Origin of the sequence: Pontibacter oryzae, assembly GCF_003576375.1 — a bacterium.
Lineage (GTDB): Bacteria > Bacteroidota > Bacteroidia > Cytophagales > Hymenobacteraceae > Pontibacter > Pontibacter oryzae.
Genome location: NZ_QWGE01000001.1, coordinates 258,741 through 278,437 on the forward strand (window position 1 = coordinate 258,741; position 19,697 = coordinate 278,437).

A 19,697-nucleotide genomic window follows, 5' to 3' on the forward strand; every position below is an offset into this window, starting at 1 on the left:
GAGCAATTATACATACAGGCTTATTATTAAACTTAAGTTGAGGATTTCTTAGTGAGTGTTGATGCTCTGTATATCAGCTCGGCATTTAGCACAACATTTTTGCTCTCGGCATTGCTATCTTTTATCTTTTCCAGCACTAACTCTGCAGCCGCCTCTCCCATGCTTACTAAGGGCTGCTCTACACTCGTTAGCTGAGGAAAGACATTTACGGATAGCTCTGTACCTGAGAAACTGGCAATAGCTACTTCGCCAGGCACTTTAACGCCTGCCTCCAAAAGGTGGTTCATTGCACCAATGGCCAGTGTATCTGTGAAAGCGAAAATGCCGTCGAATTCAATATTCTTATCGAAAAGCTTTTTGACTGCCATTTTGCCATCTTCAAACATTGTTCCTCCCGTTTTTACCACCAGTTCCGAATCAAATATACCATGCTTCGTAAGGATGCGTTTGTGGCCCTTTGCCCTCTCTACCGAATTGCGCACCGTGGCGGGCCCCATAATATGGGCAACTCTTCTGCAGCCGATACTCACCAGGTGCTCCACCATAAGCGATGCTTTAATATGGTCATCTACAATAACCCTTGAAACATCCAGTGATTTGGCGGGAATCCTGTCGAAGAAGACTAGCGGCGTACCTCGTTGCATAATCTCCTTATAAAGGCCTTCATTTATAGTTTCGTGGCAAAGGTTTAGAATGATACCATCCACGTTAAATGTTTCCAGCAACAACAGGTTTTCGCGCTCCCGCATAGGGTTTTCGTCTGATTGTAGAATCATGACCTTATAACCTAAAGGATACAGTATGTCTTGCACACCCTGCAGTACTTTTGCTGAAAACGGAGTGATCATTTCCGGCACAACAAAACCAATGCTCTTTGACTTTCCATACCTTAAGTTCAGCGCGGTTGAGTTTGGCCTGTAGTTAAATTTTTCGGCTGCCTCTAATACCCTTTTTCTAGTATCAGGATGAACGTTCTCATCATTCAATAAAGCCCTGGAAATGGTTGAGGTAGACAAGGATAGGTATTTTGACAAGTCTTTTATCGTGGTTCGTTTCATCGCGCGGCATTTAATCAAAAATACAAAAAGTTAGGAATGCATCACCCTGGGAACGTTCCCAGTTTTTGGGAACGTTCCCATTGCAGTATTCAAACAAGAAAAAGGTAAGTAATCACTATTCTTCTTAATTTGATTTAGTAATCAATTTAATTCAGGAAACCAGATATACCTTAGTATGAATATAGTAGAGAACACGTTCAAATCCGAACACATCAAGCCAGGCATATTACATATAGGCGTAGGTAACTTCCACAGAGCCCATCAAGCATTTTATACAAATGCATTACTGCAGCACGAAGACCAGGCCAACTGGGGAATTTGCGGGGTAAGCTTACTCCCAACAGATAAGAAAATAGTAGATGGCTTAAGGCAGCAAAACCTTGAATATACACTAACGGTCTGTGGCAGAAACGGACAGGATGAAATTTACAAAATTGCCGCACTGCAAGAACTAATAGCAGGCTACGAAGACCCTGGGTTGGTAATCGCTAAAATAGCGTCAGATTCCATCAAAGTAATTACGCTAACTATAACAGAGGGCGGATACAACCTGGATAAGGAGACTGGAGAATTTATACTTAGCAGCGAGGCGATACAGCATGACCTAAAGAACCCGAGCAACCCTACAACGGTTTTCGGCTTTGTGGCAGAGGGGCTGCGGGCACGCAAGAACCTTGGCAAGGGTGGGCTTACCATCCTCTCCTGCGATAACCTGCAGCACAACGGAAACACAGCCCGTAAAGCTTTTACAGCCTTTATAAAGGCGCAGGATGAGGCGCTGGCAGCATGGGTGGAGCAGCACGTTACCTTCCCGAACAGCATGGTAGACCGCATTACCCCTGCTACTACAGAACAGGATAAGCAGCGCCTGAACCAGAACAGCGGTATAAATGACCTAGTGCCTGTTTACTGCGAAGATTTTATCCAATGGGTAATAGAGGACAACTTTATAGCCGGCAGACCAGCCTGGGAGCGCGTAGGCGTTGAATTTACAGATGATGTGAGCGCTTTCGAAAACATGAAACTAAGCCTGCTGAACGCCTCTCATACCTTACTCTCTTACCCTTCTTTTCTGAAAGGCTACCGCGCTGTAGACCAGGCAATGCAAGACGAAGACATCGTTACGCTTGTGCGAAACTTCATGGATGTAGATGTTACTCCCTATGTGGAGGTTCCTGAAGGCACAGACCTTGATGCCTACAAACAAATCCTGGTAGAAAGATTCTCTAACCGAGCCGTTAGCGATCAGGTAAGCAGGCTCTGCTTCGACGGGGTTTCCAAGTTCCCGGTCTACATCATGCCAAACGTGCTGCACATGCTCCGCGATGACAAAGACATGACCAGAGTCGCCTTCCTGCTTGCCGCCTATAGACACTACCTCAAGTATCAGGTAGACGAAACCGGACAGACATACACAGTAGCTGAGCCCTGGCTCACCGCAGAAGACAAACAACTGATAGAAAGTGAGTCAGCTAATGATTTTCTGGAACTCTCGGCATTTAAAAGTGCAGATTTAAAAAGCTCCCCAGAGTTTACTTATCAGTATGAAACGTTTGCAACGGAAATCAAAGAGGCGGGTGTTACAAAGGTACTCCAGTCTATTCTCGTGAAGGATGCATCTTTCCAATTAAATTAAAACTCGTAACTGTTATGGAGATAATCGATGTAGAACCCGCCAATGTTGCTTCTAAAACTTCTACAAGCGTAGAACGCAGAAGCAAGTTACTGCCATTTGCAATTGTTACGTTTATCTACTTCATTGTTGGTTTTCTGACTACCGTGAATGAGCAGCTGCAGGCCCCCCTCAAGTTCACTTTTTTGGATGATGCCGGTAGCCTGAAAAACACCTTTACCACCCTTATTACGTTTGCCTTCTTTTTGGGGTACCTGATAAACGGAACCTTGGGCAGCAAGTGGGTGAACGCAAAAGGCTATAAAGGTACGCTACTGCGTGGTCTAATGCTGATGCTTTCGGGCTTGGTCATGTACTTATGTGCAGCTTTACTGGGCGCTAATTTCCCAAATTTAGTGTTCCAGTTAGGTGACGCCACCATAGCCTATGGCTTTATCGTTTTCGTGCTAGGGTCTTACTTAATGGGTACCTCAGCGGCCGTAATTCAGGTGGTAGTAAACCCTTATGTGGCTTCCTATGATTTAGCAGGCACACAACCCGTGCAGCGCCTCAACATCACAACCGCCATCAACTCCATCGGCACAACCTCCGCTCCTTTCTTCGTCACGGTTATCATGTTTAGTGGGGTTTCCATAGAAAACATCGAGATACACCAATTGCTTTGGCCCCTGGCTATGCTGATTGCCTGTGTGCTGGCAGTTACGGTAATAACAAACAAACTGCACTTGCCGGATATAGCCCATACCCGTTTCTCTTCCGGAGAGATGCCCCAAAGAAGCATTTGGTCTTTCCGCCATTTTGCCTTGGGTGTATTAGCCATTTTCTGCTATGTAGGCACAGAGGTGGCTATTGGCGCAAACATCAACCTTTATGCCTTTGAATTGATGGGTGCCGGGCACGCCATTAGCTTCTTCGGCAGAACCGACCTCATTATCGGCGGCATGGATTTGGGCATACACGCCTTACTATCTACCTTATACTGGGGCGGGTTTCTGGTTGGGCGCTTTGCTGCAAGCTTCTTCAGCACAGTATCAGCCAGGTTGCAGTTAACCGTTTCCGCGTCGCTCTCTACGGTGCTGGTTATTGTAGCGATGGTAACGCAAAACCTGTGGTTTCTGGTGGCAATTGGCCTGCTGCATTCCACTATGTGGAGCTGTATTTTTTCGCTTGCCACAAAAGGCCTGAACAAGTATACTTCTAAGGCTTCCGGGGTTTTTATCTCTGCTGTGTTTGGCGGCGCGGTCTTCACCATCTTGCAAGGTGGCCTGGCCGACCTTATTGGCTCCTGGCAGTGGACCTGGGTTTTAAACGTGATCTGTGAGTTGGTGATTCTATGTTACGCGCTTTTCTGGTACCGGATCAGGAAAGAGGATAACCTGGATGAAGTTATATAATAGCCACCGAAACACACCTGTCTACCTTTTAAACCTGGAAATCATGCGCAAAGTAAAATTGCTTTCGGTTTTAGTATGCATCTTGGCGGCTGGATCAGCAGTAGGCCAGGAGCTACATTCTTCGCTCCAGATCCGGAACAGCCATTTGTGGCGTGGGTTAGAGGTAGCAACAGGCTTAGTGTATACCGGAGACATAAAAGTCAGTTACAAGGGCTTTTATGGAGGATTCTGGAGCGGCGGGGATGCCAGCGGATCTTATAAAGAGTTCAACAACTTTATAGGATATAAGAAAGAGAGACTCGTACTGGAACTTTGGGATATCTATAACTTCTCCCCTGAGGCCACCTATAATAACAAGGAGTTTTTCAATTATAACCCGCAAGAGACAGGCCGTTTCTGGGATATGAGATCAAATTATACCTTAAGCACTCAGCTGCCTCTAACGTTAAGCTGGAACACCGTGGTTTTTGGCAGAGACAAAACCGCGGAAACTCGGGAAAACAAATACTCTACTTTTGTTTCCGCGGAATACCCTTTATACAAAAAACAAGGTTTAGAAGTAAAGGGTAGAGTTGGTTACAGCTTTGCCTTAAACCAAGGCGAAAACGAAAAAGCAAACTTTTTTGCCCGTGATGCAGGGATTAGTGAAGTCAGCTTTATACTGGCTAAAGATCTTGACGTGAAGGGCTATAAAATTCCGTTGGGTATCTGGGGTATGTGGAACCCCGTCAATGAAAATGCATTTCTTCAGTTCTCAGTACAGGCGTATTCATTCTGACTGCATTTTAACACAGGCCGGGAGCACTGCATCCAGATAGACGCTTGATTTAGTTTTATATCGATATAAATTGCTTTACAATAGCACATTTTTAAACTTTTACAATCTTATAATCAGATGAGTATGCAACCCAAGATTTTCTGTTTCGGAGAGGTATTGTGGGATATTTTGCCAACCGGTAAACTGCCCGGCGGTGCCCCCATGAATGTGGCTATTCACCTCCGGCGCAATGGCTATGATCCTGCGATAGTAAGCCGGGTGGGAAACGATGACTTGGGCAAGGAACTGATTACTTTTCTGGAAGAACAGCACATCAACACAGCCTGGCTTCAGATGGGCCAAACGCACCTGACAGGCGTTGTAAAGGCGAACATCCTTAACCGAAACGAGGTGGTTTATAAGATTGTAGAGCCAGTGGCCTGGGATTATATTCAGTACGATGAAAAGACGGCAGAACATATCGCACAGAGCGAGGTCTTTCTGTACGGCAGTTTGGTGGCTCGCAACAGCACTTCTCAGAAAACCCTGCTCCAGTACCTGCCGCTTGCCAAACGCAAGATCTTTGATGTGAATCTCAGGCCGCCATACTATACCCCGGAAAGGATACTGGCACTGCTGGAATTTGCTGACATCGTGAAAATGAACCACCAGGAACTGGCAGAGGTTTGCGGGTGGCTTGAGGCAGAGGGAGACGAGGCGCAGCAGATGCGGTTTATCAAAGACCGTTTTAACCTGGAGCTGGTGATTGTGACCCGTGGGGATAAAGGCGCTGCTGTGTTACATGATGCATCGGGCTATTTGGAGCATGCGGGCTTTCCGGTAGAGGTAGAAGACACAATAGGCAGCGGTGATGCTTTCTTGGCCACATTCCTGACTAACTACCTGCAAAAAAAACCACTGGACTATACATTGGAAAGAGCCTGCCTAATTGGTGCTTTTCTGGCCACGCAACGCGGAGCCACTCCCAAGTACGTGCCGCAAGAAATCAATGCAGATTATTTGAAGGCCTCTGTTTAGTTGAATGCCAAACTTAAGCTCTATACTTCATACAGGCTTCACTCTTTAAAAGCAAAATGCACAGCTATACTATAGCTGTGCATTTTGCTTTTAAAGAACTTGGGCACAAGGCTACCACTTATGCGGTTTGTGGCATCAGGCGGTCAACACTTTTTCGGCTAAGAATGTATGCACTTTCTCTACCATTTCTGGGGAACCGATTACGAGTGGGGAGCGCTGATGCAACTCCGTCGGTGTTTTAGTTAAAATACGTTCCGTGCCGTCTGTGGCCATACCTCCTGCTTGCTCAATAATCATGGCCAGCGCATTGCACTCATACACCAGCCGTAGTTTGCCATTGGGAGCCTTAGCTGTTGCAGGATAAATGTATACACCACCTTTTAAAAGGTTCCGGTGGAAATCACCAACAAGCGAGCCGATATAGCGGCTGGTATAATTCTGCTCTTTGCAATAGTCGAGGTAAGCTTTGATACCCTCAGGGAAGCTGTTGAGGTTCCCTTCGTTACAGGAGTAAATCTTACCTTCCGAGGGTGTCATGATCATGGGGTGCGAGAGAAAGAACTCCCCCAAAGAAGGCTCGTAGGTAAAGCCGTTCACGCCGCAGCCAGTTGTGTACACCAACATTGTGGAAGAGCCGTAGATGATGTAGCCAGCCGCCACCTGCCTTGCGCCGCTCTGCAGGCAATCTTCTAAGGTGCCGTCACCGCTCGCATCAGAGGTGCGTCTGTATACCGAGAAGATGGTGCCAATGGCCACGTTTACATCGATGTTAGAAGAGCCATCCAGGGGATCCATGGCCACGATGTACTTGCCTTCGGTATTTCCGGTCTGGATCACGTGATCGTCCTCTTCAGAGATGATCGTGCATACTTCCCCGCCGTTGCGCAGTGCCCGTATAAACCTGATGTTGGCGATCACATCCAGCTTTTGCTGCTCCTCGCCTTGTACGTTCTGCTGCCCGTAATTCCCGGTGATGCCCAGCAAACCCGCACGGTTTATTTCCCGGTTCACAATCTTTGCGGCAAGCGCAATATCTCTCAGCAACTGCGATAGTTCACCTGTTGCATAAGGGAACTCCTCCTGCTTCCGCATAATAAACCTGTCCAGCGTAGTACCAACAGGCAGTGCTAATTGATCGTCCATATCATCGTTTTTTATAAGAGTGTAAACAATTCTCCATACTTATTTCTCCTGTCTTATACTTTAAGCTGCCGGATCGTAGCAAGTTGTTTTACCGAACCGAGGCAGTAGCAAAATCAACTTTCAAAGTACCGGCAGGAGGCAACGTATATTTCTTCTGCGCTTTCCCGCTTGCGGTAAGTATAACTTCATCAGCGCTCAGCGAACTGATTTGCAGGGTTCCTCCTTCCACATTAAGTTTCAAATCCTGAGGTGTGTCTAAAGTCAAAATCTGGCCTACAATGTTTATACTTTGGCAGCTGAAAAGCAAAAACTCCTCGCCGCGCGCCAACACATGGGCTGCCTTTATACTTGTGGTTTTAGAGGTATAATTGCTTGCGAACAACTGCCAATCGCCCAGCTCCTTTGCGGTTGCTTCAATGCGGTTAGAGAAGCCTTTGTAAGGGCGCAGCACGGTCAGGAAAGTATAATCTTTGGCTGGCTTGGTCTGGTACACGACTCTGTTTTTACCGTTATTGCCGCCCAAGGTGGTACGCTCGATTGGCTCCAGTTGCAGGATGTCCAAGCCAGTGGCGTCTCCGAAGTTTGCCCGAGCTAAAACTGGAGCATCTTCCAGCGAATAATTGCCCTGCCATACTTGCTGGTAGCGGTGTTCAGTCGGGCTCTGGAAGCTGTCTTTCACGATCCAAAAATCATCCTTCAGGTAAATTACCTTGCGGGTATAGCTGATTTGCTGTTTGTCGTAGCCGTTGTGCGTACCGATGAACAGGTCGTGTTTTTCTGATGGCTGCCATACCTGCACCGTGGCTTTTGGCAGCACAGCGAATTTACCAAAGCCGCTGCCCCCGGAATTGCCTGCATATTGCTGCCCCTGCGGAATGGAATCTGCCAGCGCCACGTTTTTCACCCACGAGTTTTTGAACAGCTCCAGATCCGGCAGCGAGTAACGCACCTGGTAATTGGGCAGCAAAGGCACACCAAACGCGTAGGCTTGAACCCCTAAAATATCCCCGTGCTGGTGATCCGGTTTCTGCTTGGATACTCCCGTCGAGATGATCATGTACATATCATTCGGGTTCCAGCCTTCGCGCATTACGTAGTAGCCGGTTTCCGGCAGGGCTGTAGAGGTAAAGGCCGGTTTTTGCCGCTCGATATTTTGAAGAGACTTTAACTGCTCCCGCGAGGTTAGCCAGTAATACGTACTGCTGATGGCATCCGAGGCGAAGTAGCCGTACGCAGGATCGTCGAACAGCAGATAGCCTAGCAGCATGGCCTCCCCTATCTCGTTCTGCGTCGCCCAGGGCTCGTCGGTATCATCCTGCAGCACAGGGGCGTTTTTGTTCGGAAAAGCGATGGCTGATAAAGCGGTAAACATCCATTGCAGGCTCTCGGACCAGGCGGCATCTACGGGCATGTTGTTGCGCTGCGCCAGCTGGTATACCATAAAATAATTGTCGATGTCGCCGATGTGGTAGTGCACGGTGCGCTCAAACTGAAAACCGTCCGGGTTGATTTCCTTTGCCAGGTGCTCGCCGAGTAGTTTCATCGCATGCGCATACCATACTTTAGATTCTTCCACCTCCGGATAAAGCATGGCAATCATAGCCAGCGCTGTCATGCCCTTAGTTTGGTGGTTGCCATACTTGAACTGCTGGTTATCGCGGTACAGGAAAGCTGCGTGTTGCAGAAACGTGCGGATCAGCAAGAGTTGCTCTTCGTCGGAGTAATGCTCGGAGGCCAGAAAGGCGTGGTGCGCAAAGAGCCAGTTGAGCATGCGGTTCCCGCCCCGGAACGCCTCGTAGGTGCCGTTTCCGTCTTCCAGCGTCTCCACTTTACCTGCGTTAAACGCCGCGTTCAGCGAGGCCACCTGCTCCGTGAAATAGTTGATGTACTTCTCGTTTCCGGTGATGTAATGGCTGAGCGCCATATCCGGTGCTTTGTGCTGGCGCGATAAATGGCGCACGGCATACGCACTCACGTCTTCGCCTTTCAGGTTTTTGAAGGGCAGCTTCCATACTGTTTTCGCCGGGTATAGGTCCATGTGCGAAGCGGCGTTTACCGGATGGGCCGCCGCTTGTTCCGGGAAGCGGGCCAGGTAATCGCTTAGCCGTTCCTCAAAGTGCTGCCAGTTAAAATAATACCGTTCCGCCGCCTTCTGCCTAAAGTATGCCGCCAGTTGCTGCACCGCCTTTTCGCGGTTTTTCTTCCCTCCTTTTTGGTGCAGTTGCAGTGCCTGTGCCAGCGCCGGGTCCGTTGCCCCCTGCAGCACCTTAAACAGTTCCTGCTCTGTCAACACTTTGTCTGCCGGCACTTTGGGTGTTGCCGCTATAGCAGCAAAACTGGCTAAAAGGCAAAGTATAAATAAAGCGCACTTTATACCTGATCGAGTAAAACCTGAAAAGCTATACATATAAAGTTCTTGTTTTCATTTTAAAAAATGAGGTAGCTATAACCTCACCGGCAACTCGCCGCGCAAGCCATACCAATGCGTGCCTTGCCACCGTACTTGTTTTCCATCCAGGTTCACTTCGCAAGGCTCCGCTGATACCGGCCCTGTTGCCAGCAGCAGCACGCGCTCCTCACCGGAAGCAAGGCGCAACCCAACCGCTATACCTGTAGTGGATTTTGACAGCAACTCCACCGCCGCCACCTGTGTACCAGCTTTGGCATGCGGCTCCACCACCGACACAAAAGTATGCTGCTTCGCATGCGGCACCCGAAGCATCAGCCCCGGCTCATGGCGCAGGTTCTGGTCTGGGTCCGTTGCTCCTATCTGTGTAAAGAGGATTTGTGTTTTGTCTATAGCTGCAGTCGTCAGGGTATAAAATTGCTTCTTGTTCTGCCAGGTGATTTGTGCCGATCCCTTGCCGGGTTTTGCCTCGGCTTGCAGCAGCAGGTGCTCATAGCCATTGTCCTTGCCCAAAGTAGTTTCGTTGGTTGCTTTCCGCTCAAAGTTTGTGGCAGCTAATTCCCCTAAATAATAGTAGGGTAAGTCGTACTGGTGCTCGGTATCCGAGGCAAGGTCAAACACATCGAGCAGCACAGGCTCTTGCAACTGCGTATCCTGGATAAGGGCCACGTAGCGGCTCATCTTCACGCCCGGAACGGCATCGGCTGTGGTGGCTGCAGAAACCTGCACGGCTGCGTTCTCACTGTTAAAGTATAAAGCCTGCGGGGCCGACTCCTCCGAGCGCTTGATGTCGCCGCCAAAGTGTGATTGCCCATCAACCACCACTGTATTGTGCGCCACCGTTTGATGCGCCCAGGTTTTGTTTTCAGCTAGGTAACGGCCGCCGTTCTTCTCCAGGACGTTCACAAAACGTACCGCCCCGTAATCCTGCAGCACCTCCTGCCCCTTGTCGTAAAGCAAGATAGAGAGCTTATCGTAATGCCCGTGGCTGAGCCCGTGCGCGCTATACTTGAACACGGCACAGGTATGCTCCGGCGCAGCGCCGCTCCGCAAAATACCAATACCCCCATCATTTCCCTGCGCACCGTCGCGTACTGCCATCGAGCGCCAGTTAAAAGGTACAGCTTCTCCTTTGCTTAAGGCAGCGGCCACCGCTACGCCTTCCGCTGTCAGGATGACGCGCTGCTGCATGTTGGCAATGCTCAACAGCTCCGGCTGGCCTGTGTAACCATACACCAAATCCACAGCATACACCAGTTCTTCGGTCGTCAGGTTCTCTCCTTTAATGGCATCATTCATCGGGAAAAAATCGTCGTTATAAGTGAGTTGCAGCGTTGTTTGCACGGCCTTCACCAGCACGCTGTCGCGGTAGGCAAAGGGTTGATATTTGGGTTGGTGCTGCGCAATGGCTTTGCCGAAAAGCACAAAAGGCATCATAGCATAACGCTGGTAATAAGGTCCTTCGGTATAGTAACCATCCGGGGAGAAAAGCTGATCTAGCTGCGCAAAAAAGCCGCCTTTGCCATCTTTTCCTAACCCGTACAATGATTTCTGCACCAATTCCTGATCGCCCAGCACATAGCCTGTCATACCCACCGCGGCCACCGCCCAAGTACCGTGGTTATGAATGCGGTTAAAAGAGTAGGCAGACTCTTCAGACAGGAACTTCGTCATCGGGTAGAAAAGCTGTTTGTTCAGCGTGTTCCGGTCCTCGGGGCTCAGCCAAGTATAAATGCAATCGTAGGCTTGGATAGTGTGCACCAGCCACACGCAATCGTTCAGGCTTTGCCAGAAAAGCTTGCCGGGTGTTTTAGAAGTTGCCTCCGGGTGAAGCGGTAAAATCGGGTAAATTTTAGCGTAAGCCAGCAGCATGTCCCGGATATAGCGGGCGTAACGTTCGTCTTTGGTCACCTGGTACACGATGCCCGCCGCCTGCATGGTTTTGTAGTTTTTCTGGTGCTGTTTATGGGTATGCCCGCCGGCGGGGTCGCGCGGAAATGGCACGTCCATTTTCGCCTTCAGCGCTTTGTCGACCTCTTTTTTCAGTTGGGCATACGATTGGTCCAGCAAAGGATAACGGCCCAGGCTTTCCTTTATCTGCCGCGCGCCCTGCTCCGTCAGCAGCAACGACGGGTGAGCCGTTTTGACTTTTGATGACTTCTGCGCCAGGCCCTGTTGCCACAACAGCAAACAGCAAATACAGAAAAGCTTTATGCTATACTTTAAATTCATAATGGCTTGGGTGAGAAATCGGGTTTATACTTTAACTGGTCTTGAAACTGCTTTTACAGCGTGGGGCGCAGCCACTCCGGGCCTACAGCGTCGAGGCTTACAGGCAGTTCCCGATCCGGTGTGCCTTTCACTTTCCAGAGACCGTTTTTGCCTTTCACAAAGGTTTGTTTGTTTCTGGTAAAGCCCTCCACCGGTGTAGGCACGCCGATGGTGTACTTGTTATTGCGGAAGGTAATGCCGGGCAAGGGGTTTTCCATTTCGTACACCACCTTGCCGGTGGGATTGTAGTAAGTGTTGTCGGCGATGAGGGTGCGCTCTGGCAGAAGGGTTTGCTTTGCTCTGCTTCCCACGCCCAGTTGCCAGGGGCTGCAAAACACAAACGTATTGTCTTTGATAGTGACATCGCGCACCTGGTGGTAGCCGTTCAGCGGAGAATTGATAATGCCATTCATCACCACCAAACTGGACTTGTTCTCGCTGCCATTCAGTTCCTGCAGAAAGTTGCCGTATACCTGGTGGCCTTGATTGATGACACGTATGCCGCCGGTGCCCTTCACTCTGTTCCCAATAAACACATTGTCACGGATGATGTTATTGTTGCCGTGGCGCAGCACTACCGAGCCCTGCGACTCATAGAACACATTCTGCTGAATCACATTTTCCGCTGATTTGATGGAGATGATCTCTGCCTCACCATCGCAACGGTAAAAGTAGTTCTGCTCCACTACCGTTTGTGAGCGGTGCATCGAGTGGTCCGAAGTGCCTATGCGGATTGTTTCGCCACCGTTTTTGCCCAGCGCGGGCCGGTGCCCAAAATAGTTATGGTCGATGCGGTGCTTGTTTTCGAGGCTAGCCGAGTCGCTGAGCCATACCACCAGCGTGGTGCCCTCGCTTTTCTTGCCTTCCAGCAGGTTATGGTCGAAGCGATTGTGCTTGCCATAGATGTTCACCCACTTCTCGTCTGCGCCCACATTGCTGTAATCCTGAATCACGCAGTTGGTGACGCGGCAGTTGTTGGCCACTGTTTTAGAGTCTTTGCGGAAGGAAATCACCGTGTTAGAAGGCGCCATCCCATTTTTAAAATGTAGGCCGTTTACTTCCAGAAACTCCCCGGCTATCCGGATTTCGCTCTGGCCGCTCAGGATCACTTTTCCCTTTTCCTGAGCTGTGAGCACGATAGGCATTTCTGCTTTGCCTTGTCCCTCGAAAAGTATGGATACGTTTTCCCATTGCCCGTTGGCCATCACCAGTGTGTCGCCGGGCTTGGCCCTGGCAATAGCTGCTTTCAGTTCTGCCTGGTTTTTCACGAGTGTACTTGTGGCGCGGGGTGTCCAGGCACTACTCAGGCTAAGCGTGAGCAGTAACATTATTAAAACAGCGCTATTATTTCTCATGGGTATTCTCTGTCTTATACTTTTATTGCGATGCTATACTTTAGATTCTATCTTTCCTTAAACTGCCGGATCACAAAAAAGCACCGGTTAACCCGTAGCCTATACTTGTTGGGCAAGTAAGCAGACTGGCTAACCGGTGCGGGAATAGGAATTTTGGCTATCAGTTAAAAAGAATCTGTCATGTCTACTGCGCCGATGCCTGTCAGCACTTTATCAGTAATCGAAATCCAATCCATATTAGCTTCAAGCGGCACATTCTGCTGGCTATCCACTAAGAAGTTTACACGCATATAGCTGTCGGCTGATACGGCAGACTCAGTTACGGACGGTGCCAGATCCTTCAGACGAACGGCAATCAGCGCCCATTTTTTTCCATCTTCTCCAAATACTTCTTTATACTTCTCTGGGCTCAAGTCCTTTAACTTAAGTGAGTAGCTGTCATTTTTGGTAAGGTAGATTTTGATTGTTGGTGTGGTGTTATTTACGTGAAGCCAGAAGTGCAACACCGGCTGGCCGCTAGCGTTGTTCGTGTACATGCTCTTCCAGGAGCTATTAGTCTGCTTATCGAAACGGATATACGTAATCGAGCTACCGCCTGCGTCGCCGGCTGCATCAAACATCTTCAGGTGGTAGTAAGCGTTACCTGCCGGGAAGGCCGGCTGCGCTACTGTGCCGTTGATGGTGCTGCTAACAGTATGTGCTGACTTGCCAATAGTGACAGCCGAGAGACTTTGATCCTCAAAATCGAAGTAGGTTTCTACGGCGCTGGCAATGTAGGCTACCGGGTTCTCAACCACCTGCTGCTGCCCGTTGTTAGTATACTGCAGCTTAAGGGATGTATTGGCAGTAGCCCCACCTGATGCAACAAACGTGAGGGCTCCGGCCTGCTTATCTGTTATAGTGGCTTCTGTGGCGCCAACAAACACCTTTTCCACCATATTCATATTCTGACCTTCCAGCGAATAACTTTTCCCTTTTATGATGAGTGGCGTCCAGTTGCTAACACGCGGAGACGGCGTTATCACCTGTATTCCAGATTTCACGGATACCTTCTCGCTGCCCGATGGCGTGAAGTAAGTATAGGAAACATCCACCACCTGATCGTTAGAGAATAAAGGAACCAGCACAGCAATGGAGGCGCCACGCTGGTAAATAATGCTTGCCTCCTTTTCACCGAAAAGCACCTTATCAACTACATTTAGCTTTGTGCCGCCAAGAACAACCACCTCATTGGCAAAGAGCTCCTCCTTAATATCGGACAGCTCCAATTGCACTGCAGGGGTTGGGTAATTGATCTGCAGTGTACCTTCCGAAGTTCCGTCTTTTTTAGCGGATGTAAGCACCCTGACCTTTCCGCTTTTGGCCTGCGGTGCCACCTGCACTACCAGTTCATTGCTATTTACGCGGCGATAGATCGGGCTTAGCACGCCACCAATATACACGCTGTCTACAAAGTTCAAGTTCTCGCCGTAGACTGTCACCAGTCCTTTTACGTCTGCTGCTGCCGGCTCGAACGACGAGATCACCGGGCTTACGCCTTTTATTTCTTCCAATGTTTGGTCTACTTCCTCGCCATAGCAGGAGGTCATGAGCACCAGTACCACCAGGAACTGGAGTAACCTATTATATGATAGCTGTAACATGCTGTTTATACTTTACTTGTGACGATATATTTTGTGATTCCGAATGGCTTGCGCCAGCCTTAATACCCGATATTTTGGGTGATTCGAGGGTTTACATCCAACTCAAACTGCGGAATAGGCAATACGAGCTGCCAATCTGAAATAGGGCCAGTTGCAAAGAATCCCTGATCCGGGTTATTATAGTATGGCTCGGTTTGGAAGTGCGTGTTCATTACTGATTTCGCCAACCCAAGGCGCAGCAAATCGAACCAGCGCTGGTTCTCGAAGGCGAACTCTAATCTTCGCTCTTTCGCCAAGGCCAGTACAAAGTCATAGTAGTTTCCGGCATTCATGGCAGAGTACGGTTCGCTTCCGGGCATAGCACGCCTGTGCACCTGGTTTAGGTATCCGATTGCCTCCTCCGTTGGGGCACCGTTATTTTCGTTAATTGCTTCAGCTAATAGCAGTAGCACATCAGAATAACGCAGGATAGGCCAATCGTTCTCGGCATCCTCGGCTACGGCAAACTTGGAGAGGAATTTAGTAACGAAGTTTATGTTTGTAACTTTACCGCTTTTACCAACCCAGCTTTGAGCCATTGAAGCCTCTTTCCTAGCGGCGTCTCCTTCATCGATAAAAGCATTCGTGATACTTTCGGTTGGATAGTTATACTCTTCACCATCTCCTGTTACTACATAGTTCTCGCTATTGTCTGGGCCGAAAAGATTTGCAAATGGAGAGCCCAGCCCTACGTTGCCGGAGGTATAGCGCACGGCAAATAAAATCTCGCTGCTGTACTCGTTGCTGATACTGAACACCGAAGCATAGCTGCTCTGAAGATTATACTTACCTACAATCTCGCGCAGTAGGCTTTCGGCTTTCTCTACATCTCCAGGGCCTTTTGCTGTGAGAAGCGCCTTTGCCCAAAGTGCCTGTGCCGCCCATTTGGTTACGCGCCCTTTGGCTACGTTGGTTTGCAGCATGCCTGTAGCCAGTTCCAGATCATTAAGCAGAAATGCATATACCTCTGCCTCGGTGCTGCGCTGGTAATTTTTACCGATGGCTTCCTCCCCTGTCATGGAGTTTTCTGTGATAAACACGCCGCCCCACAGTCTCACCAGGTTAAAGTACGCCAAAGCTCGCATAAAGCGCGCTTCACCCTCGTACTGCCCACGAAGCGTTGGGTCTGCTACCACCTCGATGTGGTCCAGCACGTCGTTAGAAAGCGCGATGGTGCGGTATGCGGCACGCCAGTAATTTTCCACATACTCGTTCAGTGGGTTTACCACAAAGCGGTCTAGGTCACGCACCGTGGTATGGCGGGCCACACTGGCGCTTGGCGTTATGGTTGTGTTATCGGAGCGAATCTCCGTGAGGGCCCATTCATGCTCCATTAAGCCATGCAGGCTGTTGTAGGTGGCGATTAGGGCTTGGTTTATGTCTTGTGCGTTTTGGTAAAAACCGCCTTCTTCCACTTCGGAGATCGGGCGCAGGTCCAGTTGGTCCTCGCAGGAAGAAACAAAGCAGGTGGCTGCTACCAATGACAGGCTCAGGCCTGTACGCTTTAAAATTGTATGGATAGTTCTCATTTTCTTTGCAGCTTAAAATTTCACATCAATACCCAAGGTAAGCGTACGCTGGATCGGGTAGGCACCACGCTGGTACCCCACGATAAGTGGCGACTCGTAAAGCCCGCTCGTCATCTGTGCTTCCGGGTTAAGGCCTGTATACTCATCAGACATCAGGTACAGCAGGTTATAACCAGAAACATACACTCTGATATTCTCCAGTTTTACACGTGAGGAAAGTGCCTTAGGCAACGTATAACCTAGCACGGCACTACGTAGTGCAATGTAAGAGGCATCGTGTACCAGGTAATCTGTGTTCACCCACTCGCGGCCGTTTTTCTCGCGTGGCTTAGAGGCTGCGTAATCCGGGCTGAACCAACGGCCATCTGTAAAGTCGTGGTGCAGGTAACGAGACTCTGTATAATACCCGTCGCCGCTGAACACCTCAGCTCCCTCAGACCCTTCTAAAGTCACGCTCAGGTCAAAGCCTTTAAAGTTTACTCTGTTCGTAATGCCCCAAGTATAATCTGGGAAAGGACTGCCTGTCGCGGTACGGTCATTTGCGTCAATCACGCCATCATTGTTGATGTCTGCCACGCGTATGCCGCCCGGAGCATCTTCGGCAGAGTGCGGGTTGGCGTTAATCTCCTCTTGGTTCTGCCACACGCCAATCATTTTATAGCCATAGAATTGCACCATCTCCTCACCTACCTTAGAAATGTACTGTTCCCCGCGCTCACCGGTATTGATGAACTGTGGTGCGCCCCCCAACGAGAGCAGTTTGTTTCGGTTAGCAGAGATGTTAGCGCCTACCTGCCATGTAAATTCTGGCTTGTTCAGCACGTATGCGTTCAAGGAAAGCTCCAGGCCTTTATTCTCGATGCGGCCTATGTTGTTCCAGAAATTGCGGTAGCCAGATATGGCTGTGATGTTTTGCTGATAGAGCAGGTCTTGTGTTACCGAGTAATAGTAATCTGCGGTTAGCGTTAAGCGGTTAGAAAACAAGCCTAAGTCTACCCCATAGTCGAACTCAAGCGTTTTCTCCCAGGTAATGGAGTTGTTTGAAATCGTTTCGTTGATCTGGCCAAGCCCTTGCGCCACACTCCCGATGCCGTCACCGAAAACGTAGTTTGCCCCTGCCAGGGTGTTCAGGTTCACATAGTTATTGATGTTGTTGTTGCCAGTAAGGCCAACGCTAGCACGTAGTTTGAATACGTTGATTGCCCCTAATTTATCAGCCCAGAAGGCTTCGTTGGCAACATTCCACCCAACAGAGGCAGATGGGAACCAGCCATACTTTTTCTTATCACCGAATCTTGAAGAGCCATCTGTACGCATTGCTACGGAAAGCAGGTACTTGTCTCCGTAGGCGTAGTTGATACGGCCTAAGTATGAGATCAATGCGTCTTCTTCTTTTAGAGTAAAGGAGTTGGCCAAGTTAAGCGTAGTAGCGGCATTTACTGTAGGCACATAGTCTGTAGGCTGCTGCGAGCCCTCTATAGAGGTGTACTTATAGTCTGTGTACTGGTATGTATAACCTGCCAGCGCATTTACTGTATGCTGCCCTTGCTCCCACTTGTAATCCAGGGTATTTTCGCTCAGGATGTCTTTAGAGAGCAGCGTGTTGTTTGAGGAAAGGCGAAGGCCAGCGTCATCGGCCTTAGAGTTGCGCCATCTGTCGTAGTCTCTATATTTTATGTATGTGCCGAGCGTCGTTTTAAAGCGCAGGTTCTTAACGATATCCCACTGCAAGAATGAGTTGGCAACCAAACGGTAATCATACTGGTGGCGCCACTCGTTTTCCATCCGTGATACCGGGTTGTTGTTACCTGTGCCCCAAATGTTTGAATTTGTTACAGTTTGTTCGTTTCCTTCAGCGTCTAGGTAAGTGAGCACGATATTTCTGTAGTGCCTGCCATGGGCATATTCTCCTTCGGCGTAGCCTGTGGCAGCAGAAGTATACGCATTGTGCCTAACCGGCGACCAAGTATGAGAGCGGGTAAAATCAGCAAAAGGCACTGCCGATTTTTGAGTATGGGTATAGGTTGGCTTTAAGTCTAAGCCGATCTTAAGTTTCTTATTTAGCTTGGCGTTGATTTTGGCTGAGAGGTTAAAACGATTCATGCTGTTATCTTTTAGCATACCCTCATCATCAACGTACTGCCCCGAAATAAAATAGTTGATGTTTCCGCCACCGCCAGAAACGTTCATCAGGTAGCTTTGCATCGTGGTTACATCGCGTGTAGCTTCGTCCTGCCAGTCGGTTAAGCCCGAGTTATCAGCGATAAGGCGCATCATGCGCTCTCTCGACGTAAAGTCCAGCACCTTGGCTTCCCGTCCTTCGCGGGCAGCCTTCGCATCCTCAATCAGTTGGTTTTCACGTAGCAGCATATCGGTATATGCATAAGCATCCATCACATCCTCTTTCTTATAGAAGGACTTCACACCAAAATATGACTGGAAATCGTAACGTGGCTCGTTTGCCTTACCCTCTTTCGTTGTAACCAGGATAACGCCATTGGCTCCGCGCGAACCGTAGATAGCCGTGGAGCTTGCATCTTTTAAAACCTCAATGGAAGCGATACTGGCTGCATTTATAAATTCAAGGCCATCAGTAGTAGGGTAGCCATCTACTACTACCAGCGGAGAGCTTCCTGCACTGATGGAACTTACCCCACGTATGCTTATTTCAGGTGCCTCACCAACCTCGGAGGTAATATTCTGCACCTTAACACCTGCAATCTGGCCTTGTATAGCTTGGTCGATGCGCGAAACAGGTATCTGCTCCAGATTCTGGTTCTCGAGCCTGGCGATTGATCCTGTCAGGTGTGATTTTTTTTGCTCACCATAGCCAACAACCACTACTTCGCTTAGCTGCTTGGTGTCGGTCTGCAGCGAAACGTTTAGCTGCTTCTTTCCTTCTAGCGGCACGACCATTTCCGTAAAACCGATGTACCGAAACAATAAAGAGCTATTAGGTTCGGCTTTTATCTCGAAACTACCATCCGGCCCTGATACAGTCCCGACAGCAGTACCTTGCACCAGTATAGTTACACCAGGCAGAGGCTCCCCTCCATTATCAGTAACTTTTCCGGTTACAGTGCCTGCCGCTTTATTACTTTGCACGGTTTGAGAGTAACCGGTAGCGCAATACAACAGCAGCGCAGAGAATAAGAGAATATTTCTCAGCAATCTCCCGATTTGTGGCTTTGCAGGTAAAGCATTTTGCATAATTTTAATGTTTTAAGGTATAAGGTTAATTGAGCTTCATTTGGTTTACCGTAAATTGGTTAACCAATATAATCAATTTTATTTCACATCTATCATTTCTGCAATGCTTTTTTTATATTTTTTTTCCAGCTTAATAAAGTAATCACTCACCAACGTAAATTACTGATATTTTGACTTTTGAAACCAATAGCGTGTTGCTGGTTTCCTTGGCAAAATTAGC

The 19,697-nt window shown here is 48.9% G+C and carries 12 protein-coding genes; 4 read left to right on the top strand and 8 right to left on the bottom strand.

Features of this window, described 5'->3' with window-relative positions; genetic code table 11:
• Nucleotides 1-32 precede the first annotated feature (32 nt).
• Nucleotides 33-1,058, bottom strand: a complete 1,026-nt coding sequence (locus tag D1627_RS01130) for a LacI family DNA-binding transcriptional regulator (protein ID WP_119430384.1) — start codon at nt 1,056-1,058, stop codon at nt 33-35.
• 175 nt (nt 1,059-1,233) lie between these two features.
• Between D1627_RS01130 and D1627_RS01135 the strand changes: the two genes are divergently transcribed.
• From D1627_RS01135 to D1627_RS01150, 4 genes are all read left to right on the top strand, one after another.
• Nucleotides 1,234-2,694 carry a mannitol dehydrogenase family protein gene (locus tag D1627_RS01135; RefSeq protein ID WP_119430385.1) on the top strand — a complete coding sequence of 487 codons (1,461 nt, stop codon included), beginning with the start codon at nt 1,234-1,236 and terminating at the stop codon, nt 2,692-2,694.
• 14 nt (nt 2,695-2,708) lie between these two features.
• Nucleotides 2,709-4,085: an MFS transporter gene (locus tag D1627_RS01140; protein ID WP_199688350.1), complete on the top strand. Its 1,377-nt coding sequence runs from the start codon at nt 2,709-2,711 to the stop codon at nt 4,083-4,085.
• 43 nt (nt 4,086-4,128) lie between these two features.
• A complete protein-coding gene (locus tag D1627_RS01145; protein WP_119430386.1) occupies nt 4,129-4,863 on the top strand; it encodes a hypothetical protein in 735 nt (244 codons plus the stop codon).
• Between the two features lie 123 nt (nt 4,864-4,986).
• Nucleotides 4,987-5,880 (top strand): carbohydrate kinase family protein, encoded by an 894-nt coding sequence (locus D1627_RS01150; protein ID WP_119431063.1) that lies wholly within the window; start codon nt 4,987-4,989, stop codon nt 5,878-5,880.
• Nucleotides 5,881-6,015: 135 nt separating this feature from the next.
• Here D1627_RS01150 and fbp read toward each other — a convergent pair whose 3' ends face one another.
• From fbp to D1627_RS01185, 7 genes are all read right to left on the bottom strand, one after another.
• Nucleotides 6,016-7,023 (bottom strand): class 1 fructose-bisphosphatase, encoded by a 1,008-nt coding sequence (gene fbp / locus D1627_RS01155; RefSeq protein ID WP_119430387.1) that lies wholly within the window; start codon nt 7,021-7,023, stop codon nt 6,016-6,018.
• A gap of 88 nt (nt 7,024-7,111) precedes the next feature.
• Nucleotides 7,112-9,331, bottom strand: a complete 2,220-nt coding sequence (locus D1627_RS01160; protein WP_158607128.1) for a heparinase II/III family protein — start codon at nt 9,329-9,331, stop codon at nt 7,112-7,114.
• A 135-nt stretch (nt 9,332-9,466) separates the two neighbouring features.
• The gene (locus tag D1627_RS01165) at nt 9,467-11,662 is read right to left on the bottom strand and encodes an alginate lyase family protein (protein WP_119430389.1); all 2,196 of its coding nucleotides are present in this window, start codon (nt 11,660-11,662) and stop codon (nt 9,467-9,469) included.
• 53 nt (nt 11,663-11,715) lie between these two features.
• A complete protein-coding gene (locus D1627_RS01170; protein ID WP_119430390.1) occupies nt 11,716-13,056 on the bottom strand; it encodes a polysaccharide lyase 6 family protein in 1,341 nt (446 codons plus the stop codon).
• A gap of 164 nt (nt 13,057-13,220) precedes the next feature.
• On the bottom strand, nt 13,221-14,699 hold the full coding sequence (locus D1627_RS01175; RefSeq protein ID WP_119430391.1) for an IPT/TIG domain-containing protein: 1,479 nt from the start codon (nt 14,697-14,699) through the stop codon (nt 13,221-13,223).
• A 59-nt stretch (nt 14,700-14,758) separates the two neighbouring features.
• Nucleotides 14,759-16,267, bottom strand: a complete 1,509-nt coding sequence (locus tag D1627_RS01180) for a RagB/SusD family nutrient uptake outer membrane protein (RefSeq protein ID WP_119430392.1) — start codon at nt 16,265-16,267, stop codon at nt 14,759-14,761.
• A 12-nt stretch (nt 16,268-16,279) separates the two neighbouring features.
• Nucleotides 16,280-19,372, bottom strand: coding sequence for a SusC/RagA family TonB-linked outer membrane protein (locus tag D1627_RS01185; RefSeq protein ID WP_158607129.1), 3,093 nt, complete (start codon nt 19,370-19,372; stop codon nt 16,280-16,282).
• Between the last annotated feature and the right edge of the window lie 325 nt (nt 19,373-19,697).

Bases quoted from the DNA above. Each gene is read 5' to 3' on its own strand.
- D1627_RS01170 (WP_119430390.1), bottom strand. From the start codon at position 13,056: ATGAGAAATAATAGCGCTGTTTTAATAATGTTACTGCTCACGCTTAGC.
- D1627_RS01175 (WP_119430391.1), bottom strand. From the start codon at position 14,699: ATGTTACAGCTATCATATAATAGGTTACTCCAGTTCCTGGTGGTACTG.
- D1627_RS01165 (WP_119430389.1), bottom strand. From the start codon at position 11,662: ATGAATTTAAAGTATAGCATAAAGCTTTTCTGTATTTGCTGTTTGCTG.
- D1627_RS01145 (WP_119430386.1), top strand. From the start codon at position 4,129: ATGCGCAAAGTAAAATTGCTTTCGGTTTTAGTATGCATCTTGGCGGCT.
- fbp (WP_119430387.1), bottom strand. From the start codon at position 7,023: ATGGACGATCAATTAGCACTGCCTGTTGGTACTACGCTGGACAGGTTT.
- D1627_RS01135 (WP_119430385.1), top strand. From the start codon at position 1,234: ATGAATATAGTAGAGAACACGTTCAAATCCGAACACATCAAGCCAGGC.
- D1627_RS01150 (WP_119431063.1), top strand. From the start codon at position 4,987: ATGCAACCCAAGATTTTCTGTTTCGGAGAGGTATTGTGGGATATTTTG.
- D1627_RS01140 (WP_199688350.1), top strand. From the start codon at position 2,709: ATGGAGATAATCGATGTAGAACCCGCCAATGTTGCTTCTAAAACTTCT.
- D1627_RS01180 (WP_119430392.1), bottom strand. From the start codon at position 16,267: ATGAGAACTATCCATACAATTTTAAAGCGTACAGGCCTGAGCCTGTCA.
- D1627_RS01130 (WP_119430384.1), bottom strand. From the start codon at position 1,058: ATGAAACGAACCACGATAAAAGACTTGTCAAAATACCTATCCTTGTCT.